This window comes from Agromyces cucurbitae, assembly GCF_058349945.1.
Genome location: NZ_JBYRES010000001.1, coordinates 277,666 through 296,342, shown reverse-complemented (window position 1 = coordinate 296,342; position 18,677 = coordinate 277,666). Strand labels below are relative to the sequence as shown.

Annotated in this window: 19 protein-coding genes; 6 read left to right on the top strand and 13 right to left on the bottom strand. The window is 72.4% G+C overall.

Going from position 1 to position 18,677, the window contains the following annotated elements; translation table 11 throughout:
- Positions 1-60 precede the first annotated feature (60 nt).
- The 4 genes from AC3RJ6_RS01495 to AC3RJ6_RS01480 form a co-directional block, all read right to left on the bottom strand.
- Complete coding sequence (locus AC3RJ6_RS01495; RefSeq protein WP_491425085.1) at positions 61-1,281, bottom strand: Gfo/Idh/MocA family protein; 1,221 nt, start codon at positions 1,279-1,281, stop codon at positions 61-63.
- On the bottom strand, positions 1,278-2,192 hold the full coding sequence (locus AC3RJ6_RS01490) for a TIM barrel protein (RefSeq protein ID WP_491425084.1): 915 nt from the start codon (positions 2,190-2,192) through the stop codon (positions 1,278-1,280). The genes AC3RJ6_RS01495 and AC3RJ6_RS01490 overlap by 4 nt, the downstream gene beginning before the upstream one ends.
- Before the next feature lie 157 nt (positions 2,193-2,349).
- Positions 2,350-2,961 carry a DUF1349 domain-containing protein gene (locus tag AC3RJ6_RS01485; protein ID WP_491425083.1) on the bottom strand — a complete coding sequence of 204 codons (612 nt, stop codon included), beginning with the start codon at positions 2,959-2,961 and terminating at the stop codon, positions 2,350-2,352.
- A 50-nt stretch (positions 2,962-3,011) separates the two neighbouring features.
- Positions 3,012-3,680 (bottom strand): hypothetical protein, encoded by a 669-nt coding sequence (locus tag AC3RJ6_RS01480; protein ID WP_491425082.1) that lies wholly within the window; start codon positions 3,678-3,680, stop codon positions 3,012-3,014.
- A gap of 110 nt (positions 3,681-3,790) precedes the next feature.
- Between AC3RJ6_RS01480 and AC3RJ6_RS01475 the strand changes: the two genes are divergently transcribed.
- The gene (locus AC3RJ6_RS01475; RefSeq protein WP_491425081.1) at positions 3,791-4,393 is read left to right on the top strand and encodes a GIY-YIG nuclease family protein; all 603 of its coding nucleotides are present in this window, start codon (positions 3,791-3,793) and stop codon (positions 4,391-4,393) included.
- Between the two features lies 1 nt (position 4,394).
- Here AC3RJ6_RS01475 and AC3RJ6_RS01470 read toward each other — a convergent pair whose 3' ends face one another.
- Positions 4,395-4,643 (bottom strand): hypothetical protein, encoded by a 249-nt coding sequence (locus AC3RJ6_RS01470; RefSeq protein WP_491425080.1) that lies wholly within the window; start codon positions 4,641-4,643, stop codon positions 4,395-4,397.
- A 45-nt stretch (positions 4,644-4,688) separates the two neighbouring features.
- On the opposite strand from AC3RJ6_RS01470, the gene AC3RJ6_RS01465 reads away from it, so the two are divergent.
- Positions 4,689-5,192 carry a MarR family winged helix-turn-helix transcriptional regulator gene (locus AC3RJ6_RS01465; protein ID WP_491425079.1) on the top strand — a complete coding sequence of 168 codons (504 nt, stop codon included), beginning with the start codon at positions 4,689-4,691 and terminating at the stop codon, positions 5,190-5,192.
- A 12-nt stretch (positions 5,193-5,204) separates the two neighbouring features.
- Here the strand turns inward: AC3RJ6_RS01465 and AC3RJ6_RS01460 are convergent, their stop codons facing one another.
- The 4 genes from AC3RJ6_RS01460 to AC3RJ6_RS01445 all read right to left on the bottom strand — a co-directional run bounded on the left by AC3RJ6_RS01460 (position 5,205) and on the right by AC3RJ6_RS01445 (position 9,885).
- The gene (locus tag AC3RJ6_RS01460) at positions 5,205-6,122 is read right to left on the bottom strand and encodes an NAD(P)-dependent oxidoreductase (protein WP_491425078.1); all 918 of its coding nucleotides are present in this window, start codon (positions 6,120-6,122) and stop codon (positions 5,205-5,207) included.
- A gap of 101 nt (positions 6,123-6,223) precedes the next feature.
- Positions 6,224-7,339: an alcohol dehydrogenase catalytic domain-containing protein gene (locus tag AC3RJ6_RS01455; RefSeq protein WP_491425077.1), complete on the bottom strand. Its 1,116-nt coding sequence runs from the start codon at positions 7,337-7,339 to the stop codon at positions 6,224-6,226.
- Positions 7,340-7,354: 15 nt separating this feature from the next.
- Positions 7,355-8,857 carry a CoA-acylating methylmalonate-semialdehyde dehydrogenase gene (locus AC3RJ6_RS01450; RefSeq protein ID WP_491425076.1) on the bottom strand — a complete coding sequence of 501 codons (1,503 nt, stop codon included), beginning with the start codon at positions 8,855-8,857 and terminating at the stop codon, positions 7,355-7,357.
- Between the two features lie 104 nt (positions 8,858-8,961).
- Positions 8,962-9,885, bottom strand: a complete 924-nt coding sequence (locus AC3RJ6_RS01445; RefSeq protein ID WP_491425075.1) for an NAD(P)-dependent oxidoreductase — start codon at positions 9,883-9,885, stop codon at positions 8,962-8,964.
- Between the two features lie 145 nt (positions 9,886-10,030).
- Here AC3RJ6_RS01445 and AC3RJ6_RS01440 point away from each other — a divergent pair, with 145 nt between their 5' ends.
- Both AC3RJ6_RS01440 and AC3RJ6_RS01435 read left to right on the top strand, forming a co-directional pair.
- Positions 10,031-10,924, top strand: coding sequence for a LysR family transcriptional regulator (locus tag AC3RJ6_RS01440; RefSeq protein WP_491425074.1), 894 nt, complete (start codon positions 10,031-10,033; stop codon positions 10,922-10,924).
- Between the two features lie 61 nt (positions 10,925-10,985).
- Entirely contained in the window at positions 10,986-11,600 is a 615-nt protein-coding gene (locus AC3RJ6_RS01435; RefSeq protein ID WP_491425073.1) for a hypothetical protein, read from the top strand.
- Between the two features lie 145 nt (positions 11,601-11,745).
- On the opposite strand, the gene AC3RJ6_RS01430 is transcribed toward AC3RJ6_RS01435, so the two are convergent.
- From AC3RJ6_RS01430 to AC3RJ6_RS01420, 3 genes are all read right to left on the bottom strand, one after another.
- Positions 11,746-13,143: an MFS transporter gene (locus tag AC3RJ6_RS01430; RefSeq protein ID WP_491425072.1), complete on the bottom strand. Its 1,398-nt coding sequence runs from the start codon at positions 13,141-13,143 to the stop codon at positions 11,746-11,748.
- A 128-nt stretch (positions 13,144-13,271) separates the two neighbouring features.
- Positions 13,272-14,840 carry an FAD-dependent monooxygenase gene (locus AC3RJ6_RS01425; protein ID WP_491425071.1) on the bottom strand — a complete coding sequence of 523 codons (1,569 nt, stop codon included), beginning with the start codon at positions 14,838-14,840 and terminating at the stop codon, positions 13,272-13,274.
- 108 nt (positions 14,841-14,948) lie between these two features.
- Positions 14,949-15,758: a DNA/RNA non-specific endonuclease gene (locus tag AC3RJ6_RS01420; RefSeq protein ID WP_491425070.1), complete on the bottom strand. Its 810-nt coding sequence runs from the start codon at positions 15,756-15,758 to the stop codon at positions 14,949-14,951.
- A gap of 90 nt (positions 15,759-15,848) precedes the next feature.
- On the opposite strand from AC3RJ6_RS01420, the gene AC3RJ6_RS01415 reads away from it, so the two are divergent.
- Positions 15,849-17,687: a cation:proton antiporter gene (locus AC3RJ6_RS01415; RefSeq protein ID WP_491425069.1), complete on the top strand. Its 1,839-nt coding sequence runs from the start codon at positions 15,849-15,851 to the stop codon at positions 17,685-17,687.
- 24 nt (positions 17,688-17,711) lie between these two features.
- On the opposite strand, the gene AC3RJ6_RS01410 is transcribed toward AC3RJ6_RS01415, so the two are convergent.
- Complete coding sequence (locus AC3RJ6_RS01410) at positions 17,712-18,197, bottom strand: pyridoxamine 5'-phosphate oxidase family protein (RefSeq protein ID WP_491425068.1); 486 nt, start codon at positions 18,195-18,197, stop codon at positions 17,712-17,714.
- 148 nt (positions 18,198-18,345) lie between these two features.
- Between AC3RJ6_RS01410 and AC3RJ6_RS01405 the strand changes: the two genes are divergently transcribed.
- The gene (locus AC3RJ6_RS01405; protein ID WP_491425066.1) at positions 18,346-18,603 is read left to right on the top strand and encodes a hypothetical protein; all 258 of its coding nucleotides are present in this window, start codon (positions 18,346-18,348) and stop codon (positions 18,601-18,603) included.
- The last annotated feature ends 74 nt before the right edge of the window (positions 18,604-18,677 follow it).

The window sequence follows — 18,677 nt, the reverse complement described above, 5'->3', positions numbered from 1 at the left end:
GGGTGACCGGCGGGCGGGTGGTGCTGCGGTTCGGGCACTGCACCTCCCGAGCGCGAGGGCTCAGGGGGCTGAGGCGGATGCCTCGGTGCCGGCGCCGATCGGCGTGCCGGCGGATTCGGCGAGGGCGCGCAGCATGCGCTGGCCCACGACGATGTCGGCGGCGCCCTCGGCGACCGAGGGCCCGGGTGCGGGCCGCCCGGCGACGAGCGCCGCGAAGGCGCGGAGCTCGTGCTCGAACGCCTCCTCCTGCATCCACCGCGTCTCGCTTCGCCGGGCGCCGAGGCGGTCGGCGTTCTCGACGACGGTGAGCAGGGTGGGCACGTTGAGCACGTAGGGCACCGCGAAGACGAGCGAGATGCTGCCCTCCTCGTGGTGGAAGGTGACGGTCTCGCGGTACTCGGGATAGCGCGGGATGAAGTGCCAGTCGACCGACCACGGCACGTCGGCGTGCTCGGCGAGGGTGCCGCCCAGGCTCAGCGAGCCGGGGAACCCGCCCGTGCGACGGGCGCGGTCGACCGTGCCGATGCCGCCCACGAGGTGCCGGAGCAGGCCGATGTCGTGCACGATCGAGCCGAGCACGACGTTCGTGTAGAGCTTGGGCAGGTCGCCGTCGGCGTCGCCGATCGCCGCCGACACCGAGGCATCCGTCGCCGCGGTGAGCGTCGCGAGGAGGTCGGCGGGCACGTCGGTCGGCGGTGCCTGGAGGTTCGCGAACGCGAGCTGGGCGCCGTCGGCGGGGTGCAGCACCTCGACCGTGACCGCGCGCAGCTCGACGCGCTGCAGCAGTGCCTTCACCTCGACCGAGGCCGGATCGTGCTCCTTCATGTAGCCGACCCGCACCCAGTCGGCGAGGTCGACGCCTCGCTCGTCGGCCACGGCGCGCAGCGCCTCGACCTCGGCGAGCGAGAACGCGAGCGGCTTCTCGGCGAGCACTCGGATGCCCGCGGCGACGAGCTTCGCGACGTCGGGGGCGTGCGAGCCGCTCGTCGCGAGGACGGCGCCGTCGACGACGACCTCGCCCGCGGCCGCCGCGGCGAGGAGCGCGTCGATCGAGTCGAACGCGGCGACACCGGTGCCCGCGGCCTCGGCGAAGCCCCGCGCGCGCGACGGCGAGAGGTCGACGACGGCCGTCAGTGCGATGCGGTCGGCGTTGCGGCGGATGAGCGGCAGGTGCACGCTCTGGCTGATCGCGCCCAGGCCGATGACCGCGAGGTTCACGCGCTCGTGGGCCGCCGCATCCGCGAGCTCGCCCGTGCGGTCGGGCGCGTCGAAGCCGGTCATGCGAACCACCGCCGCAGGCGCTCGCGGTTGGCGACCTGGTCGGTGCGGGCGCGATCGACGTCGGCCGCGTCCTGCAGGATGACGTCCTGCTCGACGACGAGCCAGCCGTCGTAGCCCGAGTCGACGATCTGGTCGACGATGCGGTCGACCTCGAGGTCGCCGTCGCCGAGGGCGACGAACACGCGGCGCTGCCAGACGTCGCGCATCGGGTCGTCGGACCCGGAGGCCGCGGCGAGCACCGAGCGGTCGGCGTCCTTCAGGTGCACGTGGTTGATGCGGTCGGCCCAGCGTGCGAAATCGGCGACGGGGTCGCCGCCGCCGATGAGCAGGTGGCCGGTGTCGAAGGTCAGGTCGATGTCGGTGTCGGCGAGCAGCCGCTCGATCTCGCGCGGCGTCTCGACATAGGTGCACGCGTGGTGGTGGAAGGTCGGCTCGAGGCCGGCGGCGCGGGTCGCGTCGGCGACGCGCTGCACGCGGGCGGCGAAACGGGCCCAGCGCTCGTCGTCGAGCTCGAGCTCGGGAGCGCCGCCCGGGCGGGCCTTGCGCTCGGCGGCGCCCGAGTCGGCGATCGTCGGCTTGGGCGCGAGCGCCCCGGCGGGCGCCGCGGCCGCCGCGGCGGCGAACAGGTCGAGCACGGGGGCGAGATTCGCGAAGGATGCCTCGAACTCGGCGTCATCGGCGGAGAAGGGCAGGTCGACCCACCCGCCCGCGAGCGCGAGCCCGTGGCGGCCGAGCAGCGCGGGCAGGGTGTCGCGGTCGCCGAACAGGCCCACTGGGCCGAGGTCGATGCCCTCGTAGCCGGCCTCGGCGACCCATGCGGCGAGCTGCTCGCCGTCGGGCAGCGGAACGAGACCGGGGATGGACAGTTCGAAGACGCCGTAGCTGACGGGGGCGTTCGCTGTTCGGATCAACCGGGATTCCTCTCAACCGCGGAGACGCACCTGCGCTGTCTCCGCGGTCAAGACTACTAAGTTCTGACATATACACAACAGAACAGCCGAACTCGGCGTCGACGATCTCGGCCAGCAGGTCGAGCAGCGAGCGCAGCGAGCGTCTCGAAACCCGGGATCACCCGATCGGCGGATCCTCGTGCAGCTCGACGTCCGCGGCCACGAGCGCCCACCGCGTGAACCGCACCTCGAGTCCTGCGCGCAGCGGGGCGCACAGCATCGGCCCGGCCTCCGCGACGACGGGCGCGAACGGCGCCACCCGCAGGGTGCGCCACGGCCCGTCGTCGGCCCTCGCCCGAAGCGTCACGGCGTCACCGGCCTCACCGCCGCGGCTCGCGCGCACCGTCACGACACGGCCCGCCCAGTCGGGCACCGGCGCGAGCGACCAGTCCGAGACGCCGTTCGTCACGACCGCGCCGAGATGCGGCACGCCGTCGTTGATCTCGATGCCCGCCTTGACCCAGTGCGTGTCGTCCGCGAAGAGCAGCAGACCCGCCTGGTCGTAGAGGCCCGTGAGCGTCGAGCTGTCGAAGGTCACCTCGACAGCGGCATCGGCGGGCCAGGCGGCCAGCAGCCCGTGACCGTCGTCGTGCACGAACCCGTAGTGCGTCGTGCGCCAGTAGTCGCTGCCCTCGACGGCTCCGGCGACGAGATCGTCGCCCTCGCGGCGGATCGCCGACGGCTCTCTCGTCCAGCGACCCTCGGTCCAGTCCACCTCGTGCGCCTGCATGCGACCACGCTAGCCGCAGCACTCGGGCGGTGGCACCGCGCGCGCGAGGCTCAGCCCACGTAGCCCCGGAACGGATCGGCCGCCTCGCTGCGCCGCTCGCGCTCGGCGTCGGCCGCGCGCAGGTCGCGCTCGAGGTCGCCGAGCAGGTCGGCGAGGCGGTCGTCGCGCTCGGCCTCGTAGGTCTCGTCGACCTCGATCTCGGGCCAGCCGCTGCCCCACTCGCGCGCGAGGCGGGCGTCGATCGCACCGGCGACGTCGTCCCAGGCCTCGTTGCGGGCCCGTTCGGCGAAGGCGGCGAGGTACTCGGGGTCGCCGCGACGCGTCCACAGCTCTTTCGCGATCGCGGCGTAGACCTGCTCGCGCCGGCGCAGGTTGGCGGCGTCGGCCCGGCGGTAGTCGTGCTCGTTCGACGCGCGGCCCTCGCGCTTCGCGGCCACGGTGCGATCGTCGGCCGTGCGCTCGGCGACCTCGTCGGCCTCCTGCACGAGCTCGTAGAGCACCTCGCGCGCGGCGGCCGCGGCGCGGTCGTTGTCGAACGGCTCGTCACCGCGCAGCGCGTGCATCACGAAGCGGTTGCGGAGGGCCATGCGCCCGGCCGCCTCGGCGACGAGGAGGCCTTCGGCGAGCATCTCGTCGAACGTGGGAGGGACGACCTCGGGCAGCGCGCTGCGGTCGAACGGCTTGAACCGCTTCGCCCGCCTCTTGCGCCAGAACGCCATGACTCACGCCCCTCGAACACCGATGTCCGACGCCACACGACGTCGGAGAACGAGCCTATCGCGGGCCGGTGTCGAGCGGTCGTGTCGGCGGCCGAACGTACGGTTGCGGCATGGTTTCCGAGCGCCTGACCGACGAGGATGCCTCGGCCGCGCGCTGCTCGATCGTCGAGGCCGACGGCATCGCGTGCACCCGACCGGTCGCGGCGGGGGCGCCGCTCGCGCTGTGCGCGGGTCACCTGCTCGTCGCGTACGACTGGGTCGCGCGCGAGGTCGGCGAGCTCGACCTGCTGCCGGGGCCCTGCCCCGCATGCGGTGCGCGCATCGGAGTGCACTATCCATCCGGGTGGATCTGCGCCGACTGCGAGTGGCGCTACGGCGAACTGCCCGACCGCGCCGTCGACGACGACCCCGTCGAGGTCGTCTACTACCTGCGCTATCGCGACCAGGTCAAGATCGGCACCTCGGCGAACCCGCGGCAGCGCGTCGCGAGCCTGCCCCACGACGAGGTGCTCGCATTCGAGCGCGGCGGGCGGCGGCTCGAGCGCCGACGGCACGAGCAGTTCGCGGAGCACCGGGGCGCCGGCACCGAGTGGTTCGACGTGCACGACGCCCTGCTCGCGCACATCGCCGAGCTCGCGACCGGCGTCGACGATCCGTGGGTGCAGTACGACCGGTGGGTGAGCCGGCACCTCGCACGGCCTCGCCTCGAGTGAGCTACTCCCCCGCCACCGCGGGCACCGGGCAGTGCAGCTGGGTGCGCTCGCCCGAGCGGTCGATCTCGTGGTCGGCCATCGGGGCGCCGCACAGCGGGCAGGTCGGCGCGGCGGCCGGCCTCGGCTCCTCGTCGTAGGGACCGAGCGGGGGCGGGCCGATGTACGGCAGCAGCTTGGCGTTGAGCCGGTCGATGAAGCCCGCATAACCCCGCTGGGCTCCCGGATCGACCGCCTTCTTCTTTCGCGTCACAATCATTAGTGTACTAACAATTTGCGTACAAGTCATAATGGAGGCATGACCGAGAACGCCGCCACCGTCGAGATCGACCGCTCCGAGGCATCCGCACCCGCCGATGCCGACGGCCCGATCGACCTGCTCGCCCTCGAGAACCAGGTGTGCTTCGCCCTCGCGGTCGCCGCCCGCGGCGTGATCGGGGTGTACCGCCCGATCCTCGAGCCGCTCGGCCTCACCCACCCGCAGTACCTCGTCATGCTCGCCCTCTGGCAGCGCAGTCCGCGCACCGTTCGCGATCTCGGCGAGGCGCTGCAGCTCGAACCGGCGACCCTCTCGCCGCTGCTCAAGCGGCTCGAGGCGCAGGGTTACCTCACGCGCACGCGCAACCCGCACGACGAGCGCGCGCTCGACGTCGCGCTCACCGAGACCGGGCGGGCGCTGCGCGAGCAGGCGCTGTCGATCCCGCCCCAGGTCGTCGAGCGGCTCGGCATGAGCCTCGCCGAGCTCGGCGCGCTGCGCGACCAGCTCAGCGACGTCATCGCGGCGGTGCAGCGCGGCGGCTGACCCCCGGCTCGGTCACGCCGTCGGCTCGAACCCCGCCACGGTGCCGTCGGCGGTCGCGAACTTCGCGATGAGGCTGCAGTCCTTGCCGCCGTAGCCCTCGTCGATGAGCCGCTCGAACTGCTCGAGCGCGATGCGCGACGCCGCCATCGGCAACCCGGCCGAGTCGCCGGCGTCGACGGCGAACGAGAGGTCCTTCTCGGCGAGCGCGGTCGTGAACGTCGCGTCGTAGTTGCGGTTCGCCGGGCTGGTCTCGACGACGCCGGGTGCCGGATACCAGAGCCGCAACGGCCACGACTCCCCCGACGACACCGCCGCCACGTCGAAGAACTTCTTCGGGTCGAGCCCCAGCGAGTCGGCGAGCGCGGCTCCCTCCGAGACGCCGAGCAGCGACACGAACAGCATGAGGTTGTTGGCGAGCTTCGCCGCGATGCCGAGGGTCGGTCCGCCGAGTTCGAAGACGTGGCCCGCCATGGGCTCGACCAGTTCGCGGGCGTCGGCCGTGGCATCCGCATCGCCGCCGAGCATGAATGTGAGGCTGCCGGCCGCCGCGCCCGCGATGCCGCCCGAGACGGGCGAGTCGACGAACCGGAAGCCGCGCGCCGACGACTCCTCGTGACACCACCGCGAGGTCTCGACGTCGACGGTCGAGGTGTCGAGCAGCAGCGCGCCCGCGGGCGCGGTCGCCCAGACGCCGCCGTCACCCGCGTAGACCTCGCGCACGTGCTCGCTGCGCGGCAGGCTCGTGAAGACGGCGTCGGCGCCCGCGACCGCCTCGGCGATCGAGTCGGCGACCCGCACGCCGTGCTCGGCCGCAGCCTCCCGCGCCTCGGTCATCGGATCGACGCCCCGCACCGCGTGGCCGGCCGCCACGAGGTTCGCCGACATGGGGCCGCCCATGTGTCCCAGCCCGATCCACGCGATGTTCGCCATGCGCCCGCCCTCCCGACCTCGTCGACGTGAAGTGCTCTCGCTGCCCACGATACGCCGTGGGTTTCGAGACGTCGCTCCGCTCCTCAACCCGCGAGACGGACTCAGAACCGGATCACCTGGCGGATCGCCCGCCCCTCCGCGAGCGTGTCCATGGCCTCGTTGACGTCGTCGAGCGCCACGGTCGAGGAGATGAGCGCCTCGACCGGCAGCCGGCCCTGCCGCCACAGCTCGGCGTAGCGCGGAATGTCGCGCGACGGGATCGCCGACCCGAGGTACGAGCCGACGATCGTGCGCGCCTCGGCGGTGACCGTGAGCGGCGAGAGCTGCGAGACGGCCGACGCGGGCGGCAGCCCGACGGTGACCGTTCGACCCCCGGGGGCCGTGAGCGCGAAGGCCGTCTCGAACGCCCGCGGGTGCCCCGCCGCCTCGACCACGAGCGACGCCCGCAGCCCGGCCCCGACCGCCTCATCGGGCGTGTACGCCGCGTCGGCGCCGAGCTCCCGCGCCCGGTCGAGCTTCTCGGCGACGCCGTCGACGCCGATCACCCGTCCGTACCCGAGCGAGGCCGCCGTGATGAGCGCCGCCATGCCCACGCCGCCGAGCCCGACCACGACGATGTCGTCGCCCTCGCGCGCCGCACCCGCGTTGAGCACGGCGCCGCCACCGGTGAGCACGGCGCACCCGAGCACGGCCGCGACCTCGGGCGGCACGTCGGGCCCGACCACGACCGCCGAGCGCCGGTCGACGACCGCGTGCGTCGCGAACCCCGAGACCCCCAGGTGGTGCCGCACGGGCTCGCCGTCCCGACGCAGGCGCACACCGCCGTCGAAGAGCGTGCCGGCCGTGTTCGCCGCGGTGCCCGGCACGCACGGGAGGGCGCCGCCGGCGCGGCAACCCTCGCACGCGTCGCACCGGGGCAGGAACGCCATCACGACCCGGTCGCCCACCGAGAAGCCGTCGGCGGATGCCGCGGCTCCGACCTCCTCGACGATGCCGGCGGCCTCGTGGCCGAGCAGCATCGGCATCGGGCGCGGGCGGTTGCCGTCGACGACCGAGAGGTCGGAGTGGCAGATGCCGGCGGCCTCGATGCGCACGAGCAGCTCGTCGGGGCCGGGGCCCTCGAGCTCGAGCTCGCCGACCGTGATCGGACGCGACTCGGCGAAGGGCCGTGACCGCCCGAGCTCCTCGAGCACGGCGCCGCGAATGCGGAGAGACATCGTTCGCGGCCGCCGTCAGTGGGTCGGGAAGCCGAGGTCGATCTGCGACTCGCTCGGCTCGGGCCACCGCGAGGTCACGACCTTGCGGCGCGTGTAGAAGTTGAAGCTCTCGGGCCCGTACATGTGGGTGTCGCCGAAGAGCGAGTCCTTCCAACCGCCGAACGAGAACGCTCCGACCGGCACGGGGATCGGCACGTTGACGCCGACCATGCCGACCTCGATGTCGAACTCGAAGCTGCGCGCCGTCTTGCCGTCGCGGGTGAACACGGCGACGCCGTTCGCGAAGCGGTTCGCGTTGATGAGGGCGACCGCCTCGTCGTAGCCGTCGACGCGCACGACCGAGAGCACCGGGCCGAAGATCTCCTCGTCGTAGACCCGCATGCCGGGCTCGACGCGGTCGACGAGCGAGGGGCCGATGAAGAAGCCCTCGCCGTCGAAACGCAGCTCGCGGCCGTCGACCACGACGGTCGCCCCGTCGCTCGCGGCGCCGTCGACGAAGCCGGCGACCCGGTCGCGCGCCTCGCGCGTGATCAGGGGCCCCATCTCGGAGGCGGGGTCGGTGCCGTCGCCGACGACGAGCCGCGACATCCGCTCGGTGATCTTCTCGATGAGCGGGTCGGCGACCTGCCCGACGGCGACGAGCACCGAGACGGCCATGCACCGCTCGCCGGCCGAGCCGTACGCGGCCGAGATCGCGGCGTCGGCCGCCGCATCGAGGTCGGCGTCGGGCATGACGACCATGTGGTTCTTCGCCCCGCCGAGAGCCTGCACCCGCTTGCCGTTCTCGGCCGCGCGCGTGTAGATGTACTTCGCGATCGGGGTCGAGCCGACGAACGAGATCGCCTTCACGTCGGGGTGGTCGAGCAGCGCGTCGACGGCGACCTTGTCGCCGTGCACGACGTTGAGCACGCCGTCGGGCAGCCCCGCCTCGCGGAACGCCTCGGCGATCCAGACCGCCGCGGAGGGGTCGCGCTCGCTCGGCTTCAGGATGACGGCGTTGCCCGCGGCGATCGCGGTCGTGACCATCCAGAGCGGCACCATCGCCGGGAAGTTGAACGGCGTGATGCACGCGACCACCCCGAGCGGCTGGCGCACCTGGTGCACGTCGATGCCGCGGGCGACCTGCTCGGCGTAGTCGCCCTTGAGGTGGTGCATGAGCCCGGCGCAGAACTCGACGTTCTCGAGCCCGCGGGCGACCTCGCCGAGGGCGTCGTCGACGGTCTTGCCGTGCTCGGCGGTGATGATGCGCGCGAGCTCGGCGCTGCGCGACTCGATGATCTCGCGCAGCTTGAACATGACGTGCGAGCGCTTGGCGAGGCCGGTGGCGCGCCAGGCCTTCTGGGCTTCGGATGCCGCGGCCACCGCCTCGGCGACGCGGAGCTCGTCGGCCAGCACGACCTCGGCGGTCTGCTCGCCGGTGGCGGGATTGAAGACGGGGCTGCGCCGCGCGTCGTCGTCGATGCGGTCGCCCGCGATGACGTGCGGGACGGTCTGCACGGCGGTGAGGGTGTCGGTCATGGGTGGTTCCTTTCGAAGAATCTGCGGGTTGAGGAGGGAGCGAAGCGACCGTCTCGAAACCGAAGCCCGGAGGCGCGGGTTTCGAGACGTTCCTCCGTCGCTCCTCAACCCACCTGAGTGGCGGTGTAGCCGGCGACCGCGCCGTCGGCGCGCACGAGCTTGGCGATGAGGCTGCAGTCCTTGCCGCCGAGGCCCTCGGCGATGAGCTCCTCGAACTGGTCGCGCGCGAGCGCGGCGGCGGGCAGCTTCAGCCCCGCGGCATCCCCCGCGCCGAGCGCGAGCGAGACGTCCTTGAGGGCGAGGGTCGTCGCGAAGGTCGCGTCGAAGTTGCGGTTCGCGGCGGCCGAGTCGACGATGCCGGGTACCGGGTACCAGGTGCGCAGCGCCCACGAGTCGGCCGACGAGACGCGAGCGATGTCCCAGAACACCTGCGGGTCGATGCCGAGGCTCGAGGCGAGCTGCGAGCCCTCGGCCGCGGCGACGAGCGAGATGAACAGCATCATGTTGTTCGCGAGCTTCGCGGCGATGCCCTGCGTGGGCCCGCCGACGGCGAACACGTTGCCGGCCATCGGCCGCACGAACTCGGCGGCGTCAGCGACATCCGCCTCGGCCCCGCCGAGCATGAACGTGAGCGTGCCGGCCGCGGCACCCGAGATGCCGCCCGAGACGGGGGCGTCGACGAAGCGGAACCCGCGCTCGGCGGAGCCCTCGTGGCACCAGCGCGAGGTCTCGATGTCGACGGTCGAGCTGTCGAGCAGCAGGGCCGTCTGCGGGGCGTTCGCCCAGACGCCGCCCTCGCCCTCGTAGACGGCGCGCACGTGGTCGCCCTTCGGCAGCATCGTGAAGACCGCGTCGGCGCCCGCGACCGCTTCGGCGGCGGATGCCGCGAGGCGCACGCCGCGCTCGGCGGCCGCGCGGCTCGCCCCTTCGTCGAGGTCGTACCCCACGACCTCGTGCCCCGCCTCGATGAGCCGGCCGGTCATCGGACCGCCCATGTTGCCCAGACCGATCCATGCGATCGTCGCCATCGTGTCCTCCTTGACTTCGACGTGTGTGGCGGCGCCTCCCCCAAGGCGCCGCGCTGAATCACCATAGAGTCGCGATGAACGCACATTCAACGCGATTCGACCGCGAATCTTGCACCATCGCTGTGCATTCATGCACGATGGTCGGATGACGACGCCGACCCACGACCCGAACCCCGAATGGCTCATGACCTTCCTCGCGGTCGCTCGCCTCGGCCGGTACACCGCGGCGGCGCAGGTGCTGGGCGTCAACCACTCGACGGTGTCGCGACGCATCGCCGCGCTCGAGAGCGCGATGGGCGGGCGGGTGCTGATCCGCGCAGCCGGCGGCTGGGCGACGACCCCGCTCGGCGAGCGCGCGATGGCCGTCGCCGAGCGCATCGAGCTCGAGATGCGCTCGCTCGTCGAGGTCGACCAGCCGGGCCTCTCGGGACTCGTGCGCATCGCCGCCCCCGACGCGTTCACCGCGCTCTACGCCGTGCCCGCGCTCGCACCCCTGCAGGTCGCGAACCCCGGGATGTCGTTCGAGCTGCTGAGCGCGACCCAGCGCGTGCGGCAGAACCGGTCGGGGGTCGACATCGAGGTCGCGGTCGGGCGTCCCGACGTGCGCAAGGCGCTCGCGACTCCCGTGCTCGAGTACTCGCTCGCGCTCTTCGCGAGCGAGGCGTACCTCGCCGAGCACGGCGAGCCGCGCACGATCGCCGAGATGGCCGGGCACCGGCTCAACTACTACATCGAGTCGGCGCTGCAGATCGACGAGCTCGACCTCGCCGTCGACGAGCTGCCGCCGACGCCGCCGAGCATGCGCTCGACGGGCGTGTTCGCCCACCTCGCCGCGACGGTCGCCGGCGCCGGCATCGGCCTCATGCCCGACTTCCTCGCGGCCCGCGAACCGAGCCTTCGCCGGGTGCTCGCCGAGCAGTACGACCACCCCATCGCGTACTGGGCGGTCACCCGCGAGGAGAGCCTGCGCAACCCCGCGGTGGCGGCGTCGTTCCGTGCGCTCGTCGAGCATCGGCCGGAATGGGGTGCGCCGGCATGACGAATCGACTCGACCGAAGGCAGCACGAAGCAACCGATCTCGGACGATGGAGGTACCGTCCATGAATTCCCTTCGCCCCGGCGGGGCGCTCGCGCTCCTCGCGGTGGTACTCGCCACCACCTCGTGCGCCTCGGGCGCCCCGGCCGCTCGACCCGCCACGACGAGCGCACCGGCCGCCGGTGATCCCGCCGAGTACGAGGTCACGGGGTTGCTCCACATCGACGACGGGGAGGTGAACGTCTGCTCGATCGAGTTGCAGAGCTACCCGCCGCAGTGCAGTGGGTCGGTTCCCGTCCGCGGTCTCGACACCGCCGCACTCGACCCCGCACGGTTCGAGACCGCGAGCGGGGTGACTTGGGGGTGGGCGCGCCTGGTGGGCACGTTCGACGGCGGCGCGCTCGTGCTCACCCGTGATCCGATGCCGCCGGTGACGCCGACCGCGCAGCCCGACGAGACGATCGCCTCAGAACCCGCGAACGCGTCGGAGCTCGCCGCCATCGCCGAGACCATCGCGACGCAGGGCCGGTCGGACCTGCTCTCGGTCGGCCCGAACGGCGAGGTCGTCGAGGTGCTCGTCCCGCTCGATCGAGACGGAACGATCCAGGCGGCGTTCGACGACGAGTTCGGAGCGGGTACGGTCGTGGTCGACTCGTGGCTCGTGCCCTGGCGGGATTGAACCCGTCCCGTCGGATGGCGGAGGTCCGTCGCACCAATGCCAGTTCCGCCTCATCGATGAGGCGGAACTGGCATAGCTCAGAGCGGAACACCGGTCGCGGGTCGGGCAGCCACCGGCGAATGCAGCCGGTGCGTCCGCGCCCGGCCTACGCCGAGGCCTTCACCGCGCCCGTCTCGGCCGCGACGCGCTCGCGGTCGGCCTCGTCGATCGACCGCAGTGAGATGCCGTTCGTCTCGCGCATCGCGGCGACCGCGATGAGCGTCACGCCCGCGGCGAGCGCGAGGTAGATCGCGACCGGCACCCACGACCCGAAGCTCGAGAGCAGCATCGTCGCGATGATGGGGGCGAGCGAGCCCGCGATGATCGAGGTGACCTGGTAGCCGAGCGAGACGCCCGAGTAGCGCATGCGCGTCGGGAACATCTCGGCCATGATGGCCGGCTGGCTCGCGTACATGAGTGCGTGGATCACGAGGCCGATGATGAGGATGCCGACGATCAGCCAGTCGTTCTTCGTGTCGAACATCGGGAAGGCGACGAAGCCCCACACCGCACCGAGTGCCGCACCGGCGGCGTAGACCGGCTTGCGGCCGAGCTTGTCGCTGAAGCGGCCGACGACGGGGATCACGCAGAAGTGCACGACGTGCGCGAACAGGATGAGCGTGAGGATCGTCGACGTGTCCATCTGCAGGTGCGCCGACATGTACGTGATCGAGAACGTCACGACGAGGTAGTACATGATGTTCTCGCCGAACCGCAGGCCCATCGCCGTGAAGACGCCGCGGGGGTAGCGCTTCAGCACCTCGACGACGCCGTAGCCCGACTTCTTCGCCGCCTCGGCCTCGGCCTGCGCCTCGACGAAGATCGGGGCATCCGTGACCTTGGTGCGGATGTAGTACCCGACCGCGACGATCACGACCGACAGCCAGAAGCCCACGCGCCAGCCCCAGCTGAGGAACTGCTCCTCGGTGAGGGTGCGCGAGAGCACGAGCAGCACGATCGTCGCGAGCAGGTTGCCCGCGGGCACCGCGGCCTGCGGCCAGCTCGCCCAGAAGCCGCGCTGCTTGTCGGGCGAGTGCTCGGCCACGAGCAGCACGGCGCCGCCCCATTCGCCGCCGACGGCGAAGCCCTGGAAGAAGCGCAGCACGATGAGCAGGATCGGGGCCGCGTAGCCGATCTGGTCGAACGTCGGCAGGCAGCCCATCAGGAACGTCGTGACGCCGACCAGGATGATCGCGAGCTGCAGCAGCTTCTTGCGACCGTACTTGTCGCCGAAGTGGCCGAACACGATGCCGCCGAGCGGGCGGGCGATGAAGCCGACGGCGTACGTCAGGAAGGCCTTGATGATGTTGTCGAGCGGGTTGTCGCTCGGCGGGAAGAAGATGACGTTGAAGACGAGCGTCGCCGCGGTGGCGTAGAGGAAGAACTCGTACCACTCGACGATCGTGCCGGCCATCGAGGCGGCGACGACCTTGCGCAGACCGGTACGCACGGGCGAGCCGGGGGGATTCGGGGACGTGCTGGGCGTCGAAGCGTCGACAGCCATATGGACTACCTCCTTGTAGTGTGGCCCGCGATCGGGGGTCGCGATGCAGGCGATTCTCACCGTGCATCGATGCGGGCAGCAAGCCCCGATCCCGCACACGGGGTGTGCGTTTCCGCACACTCGCGCCGTCAACCGGCGAGGACCGCCCGCGCCGCATCGAGGTCGGCCCCGACGCCCGGCGCGCGCACCTCGGCCATCACGAAGCCGTCGCGGCGCACGAGGTAGACCCGGTCGTGCCGCAGCCGCGGCCGGCCCCGCGCACCGCGATCGCTCGGAAACACGTGCGCCTCCGCGATGCCGAGCTCGCGGGCGATGCGCAGCACGACCCGCTCGGGCACACCGTAGCCGTGCACCTGCCACTGCATCGATCGCAGCACCTCGTGATTGTCGCCCGTCCACGGGAGGCGCACGCCGACGACGGTTCCGTGGCGGCGCTCGTGCCGCGATCGGCGCACGCCCGAGGCATCCGCCACCGGATACCTGATGCGCGTCTGCGAGAGGTAGCCGAACACGCGCGGGCCGACCACGAGCGGCATGAGCCGCACCCCGACCGGGCCGAGCACCGGCAGCGCGCGGCCGCGCAGGAACCGCGCGAACCCCGACTCCGAGGTGATCTCGCCGAAGAGCCGGTCGGTGGTCGCGACGAGCGTGCGCCCGACCGGTCGCCGTTCGGCCTCGTAACGGTCGAGACGAGCGTCGGGCATGCCGCCGACGATGACGTCGGCGAGCGCGCACGCGAGGTTGTGCGCCTCTTGCAGACCGGTGTTCATGCCCTGCGCGCCGACCGGCGAGTGGATGTGCGCCGCGTCGCCGACGACGAAGCACGGACCCTCGCGGAAGCGCGCGGCGAGCCGATGATGCACGCGGTACGTCGTGAACCACGAGCTCTCCGAGTAGGCGACGCCGAATTCTCGCCCGACGAGCTCTCGCACGCGCTCCTCGTGCAGGGTGCCGTCGGCGTCGAGGTCGGCGTCGCGCACGATGCCCAGCAGTCGCATGCGGCCGCCGCCCATCGGGAACGCGAGCACGAAGTGCTCGGTCGTGAACCGCAGGTTGATCGCGTCGCCGACGAGCCCGGTCACGTCGGCCGCGTCGGCGATGTAGTACGTGTAGGCGTTCGTGACGCCCTCGAAGGCGATGCCGAGCGTCTCGCGCACGCGCGAGTGCGAGCCGTCGGCGCCCACGCAGTACCGGGCACGCACGGTGCGGCCGTCACCGCCCGGCGCGGCCAGTTCGGCGACCACGGTGGATGCCGCGGCGCCGGCGCCGCGCTCGACCTCGAGCCGTTCGAGCCGATGACCCCAGAGCACCTCGCGGCCCGCCTCCGTGAGCGCGTCGACGAGCAGACGCTCGTTGCGACTCTGCTCGAACACGGTGATGTCGGGGTACGGCGTGATGCCGTCGCCCAAACCGCGGAACTCGATCGTGCCGAACGACCGACGCCCTGCGCCCGGCGCGATCGCCGCGGCCGGCGCCCGCTCGGCGAGCACGCGGTCGACGAGGCCGAGCTGGTCGTAGAGCTCCATCGAACGCGCCTGCACGCCGAGGGCGCGCGACTCGCGGGTGGGGCCGTCCTTGCCGTCGATGATCACGGCGTCGACGCCGAGCCTCGCGAGGCACACGGCGAGCATGAGCCCGCTCGGGCCCGCGCCGACGATGAGCACGTCGGTCGTGATGGAGCCGCTCGCCGCATCCATGACTCCATCGTGGCACGAGCCTCCGCGGGTCGAGGAGGGAACGCCGGCGACCGTCTCGAAGCCCGGCCTCGCGTGAGCGTAGGTTTCGAGACGTCGCTGCGCTCCGCCTCAACCCGCTCCGAGCAGCACCTCGTCGAGCGCCTCGATGCGGCGCCAGCCGGCGGCGATCGCCGTCGCGGGCAGCACGTCGGCCGCGACGAGCTCGGGCATCTCGAGACCGGTCAGCGCCGCGACATCCGCAACCGGGACCTGGAAGGTGCGGAACGGACCGAGCGGCGGCGCGCCGCCGACCACAGGGCGCGCCTCGGTCGTGTCGACGAGCGGCGCCTGGTCGACGACGAACGCGGTCGAGGCGAGCCCGCCACCGGTGTTCCACGCGACGACCTTCCAGAACCGCAGCGGCACCCGGATGCCCCGGTACTCGGGGTCGCCCGGTGCGAGCACGGGCGCCGTGAATACGCTCAGCCGCTGCGCCGTCGCCGCGGCGTAGGCGAGCACGTGGTCTTCGAGGCCGAGCCACAGCTCTTTCGACTGGTTGAACCCCGCCGCCTGCGGCGCCGCGTTCGTGTAGTGGAAGGTGTCGGCGTTCGCCCGCGCGGCGACGGCACGTTCGCCCCAGACCGGGTCGCGCCGTCGCACGAGGTGCCCGCGGTCGAAGTCGTTGTCGGCGTAGATCGCGGGACCGGCCTGCCAGTCGAGCGGCACCCGGTCGTCGAATCGCCACTCGTCGCCACCGCGATCGAGGTCGATGAGCGCCGCACCGTCGACGTTGACGCCGGTGACTCGTGCGAGGCGCCGCACCGAGTCGAGCACGACGGCGAAGTGCACGTAGTCGAGCTCGACGCACCCGGCTGCAGCAGCCCCCGCGACCCGCGGCATCGGCGCCGGCACCCCCAGGAACGTCGCGTCGAAACCCATGCCGACAGCACACCACATGCTGGCGACATCGCCGGGTTCCGAGACGCCGCTCCGCTCCTCCTCAACCCGCGAACGGGCCAGAATGGGCGAATGGACCTGCTGCTGGCCGGAGTGCTCGCCCTGCTCGCCATCGCCGCCGCCACCGCCTTCGGGCCGAAGCTCGGCGTCGCCGCCCCGCTGCTGCTCACCCTGCTGGGCCTCGCCGTCGGGCTGCTGCCCGTCGTGCCGGCGTTCGAGATCGACCCAGAGTGGATCCTCGCGGGCGTGCTGCCGCCGCTGCTCTATTCGGCGGCGGTGTCGATGCCGACCATGGAGTTCCGCCGCGACTTCTCCACGATCGGCGGCCTGTCGGTCGTGCTCGTCGTCATCACGTCGGTGCTGCTCGGCCTGCTCTTCGCCTGGCTGATCCCCGGTCTCGGCATCGCGGCCGGCATCGCCCTCGGCGCGATCGTGAGCCCGACCGACGCCGTCGCGACCTCGATCGTGAAGCGCCTCGGCGTCTCGCCGCGCGTCACCGCACTGCTCGAAGGCGAGAGCCTGCTCAACGACGCCTCGGCGCTCGTGCTGCTGCGCGCCGCGATCGCGGGCATCGCCGCGTCGGTGTCGCTCTGGTCGGTCTTCGGATCGTTCGTCTACGCCGTCGTCGTCGCCGTGATCATCGGCGCCGCCGTGGGCTGGGTCAACCTGCGGCTGCGGTCGCGGGTCTCGAACCCCACCGTGAACACGGTCATCTCGTTCACGATGCCGTTCATCGCATCGATCCCGGCCGAGCAGCTCGGCGCCTCCGGACTCGTCGCGGCCGTGGTCGCCGGCATCGTGACGGGGCGCGGCGCGGCGCGGTTCCTGAGCCCGCAGCACCGGCTCTCGGACACGCAGAACTGGCGCACCGTCGAGCTCGTGCTCGAGGGTGCCGTCTTCCTCGTGATGGGGCTCGAGCTGACCGCGATCGTCGACGACGTCGAGACCTCGCACGCAGGCGCCTGGCACGCCGTCGGGATCGCGGCGATCGCGCTCGTGGCGACCGTGCTGATCAGGGCCGTCTACGTCGCCTCGCTGTTCGGCGGACTCGCGCGGCGGGCGAAACGGGCTGCGACGATCAAGTCGGTGCTCGAAGACCGCGCGCACGGCGGCACGGCCACGCTGCCCGAGATCGAACGGCACCGCGCCGAGCTCGAGGCGCGCCGCCGCCGCGGACCCGAACCGACGCCCGCGCAGGCCGCGCGGTTCCGCGCGATCTTCCGTCGACGGGTCGCCGACATCGACTACTACCTCGATGAACGGCTCGGCTGGCGCGAGGGCGCGATCGTCGTCTGGGCCGGCATGCGTGGCGTCGTGACCGTCGCGGCCGCCCAGACCCTGCCGCACGAGACCCCGAGCCGGTCGCTGCTCGTGCTCATCGCGTTCGCCGTCGCCGTCGGTTCGCTGCTCGTGCAGGGCGGCACGCTGCCCTGGCTCGTGCGATGGCTCGTGCCGGCCCGCGACACCGGGGCCGACGCGGCCGAGCGGCGCGAGCTCGCCGGCGTGCTCCGCGAGGCGGCGATGACCGAGCTCGCGCAGTCGGGCGACCCCGCCCTCGCCGCGGTCGCCGAGAAGATGCGGTCGGCCTGGCAGCTCTCGGTCGACGAGGGTTCGGGCCGGTCCGACGACGCGGGCGGGGCGGATGCCGCGGGCGACGGCGACTCGGCGACCGAGTCGACGGCTGTCACCGAACAGGATGCCGCGGAGGTCGGCGACTCGCACGAGGCATCCGCCCGTCGCATCGACCCCGAGCAGGTGCGCCGCCTGCGCCTGCGCATGATCAACGCCGAGCGCGACGCCCTGCTCGACGCGCGCGACGAGGGGCGGTTCAGCGCCGCGGCCCTCGGTGCCGCGCTCGAGGGCCTCGACGCGGAGCAGATCAGTCTCGAGGTCAGGGGTGCGGAGGGCTGAGGCGCACCGCCCGGCCGGCGAGGTTCAGCGACTCTCGGGCGCGGCCTCGGGCGGCAGCACGAAGGCCCGCCCCTGGATGTCACGGGGGCTGATCCGCACCCAGCGGTCCTTCCGCCCCGGCGCCCACGTCGTGATGCCGAGACGTTCGGCGGCCTCGATCTCGCGCGGCTGCTCCAGACGGCCGGCGCGCCCCTTCACGACCACGCTGAACGCTTCACCGCCCTCGACGCCGTCGACCTCGAACAGGACGTCGCGCTCGACCGTCAGCGCGAGCAGCTTGGTGCCGGGCGCGGTGCGGAACACGATGCTGTGCCGATCGACGCCGTGGTTCACGGGGAACAGGTCCATCTCACCCCCGGCGTAGGTGCCGACCCGGCCGTAGGGCGCCTGTTCGATGCGCTCCCAGCACTCCGACGACCGCATCTCCCGCATCGGCGGGCGTTCGTCCTCGTCGGTCATCCCTCCGCCCTCCTCCCGGCCGAAGCCGACGATCAGCAGCGTCTGCGGCATGTCTACCCCTGCGCACGTCCGTCGTCAACACGGGCGCGACGCGCCCAGTCGCCGAGCGATCGTGTCCGCGAACCCGCGTCATGATCGGCGCCGCGGTGCATCTCTTCGGGTAGAGCCACCAGTTCTGCCGTCAGGAAGGGGAAGCGCCATGGCCCACCACCTCGAGTTCGTGTTCGGACCGCTCGGCGAGGAGACCCGCCTGGCGTGCGCCTGCCCGCGCGGCGGCAACCACCTGCGTCCGAACTCCGAGTCGCGCATCGCCGACGAGTTCGACGGCGAGCTCGTCGCGGCGACGGCCGCCCTGCCGCCGCGTTCGCAGCGCGTTCGAGCCCGTCGGCACGCGCAGCCTCGTGCACGGTTCACGTTCGTGCCGGCGCCGACGTCGCGCGCACGCCACGCGGCCTGAGGCGCTCGGCTCGAACGCGGCTGACGCCGGCCCCGCGGCATCCGCCCCCGAGAAGCGCGCCTTGCGCAGCGCCG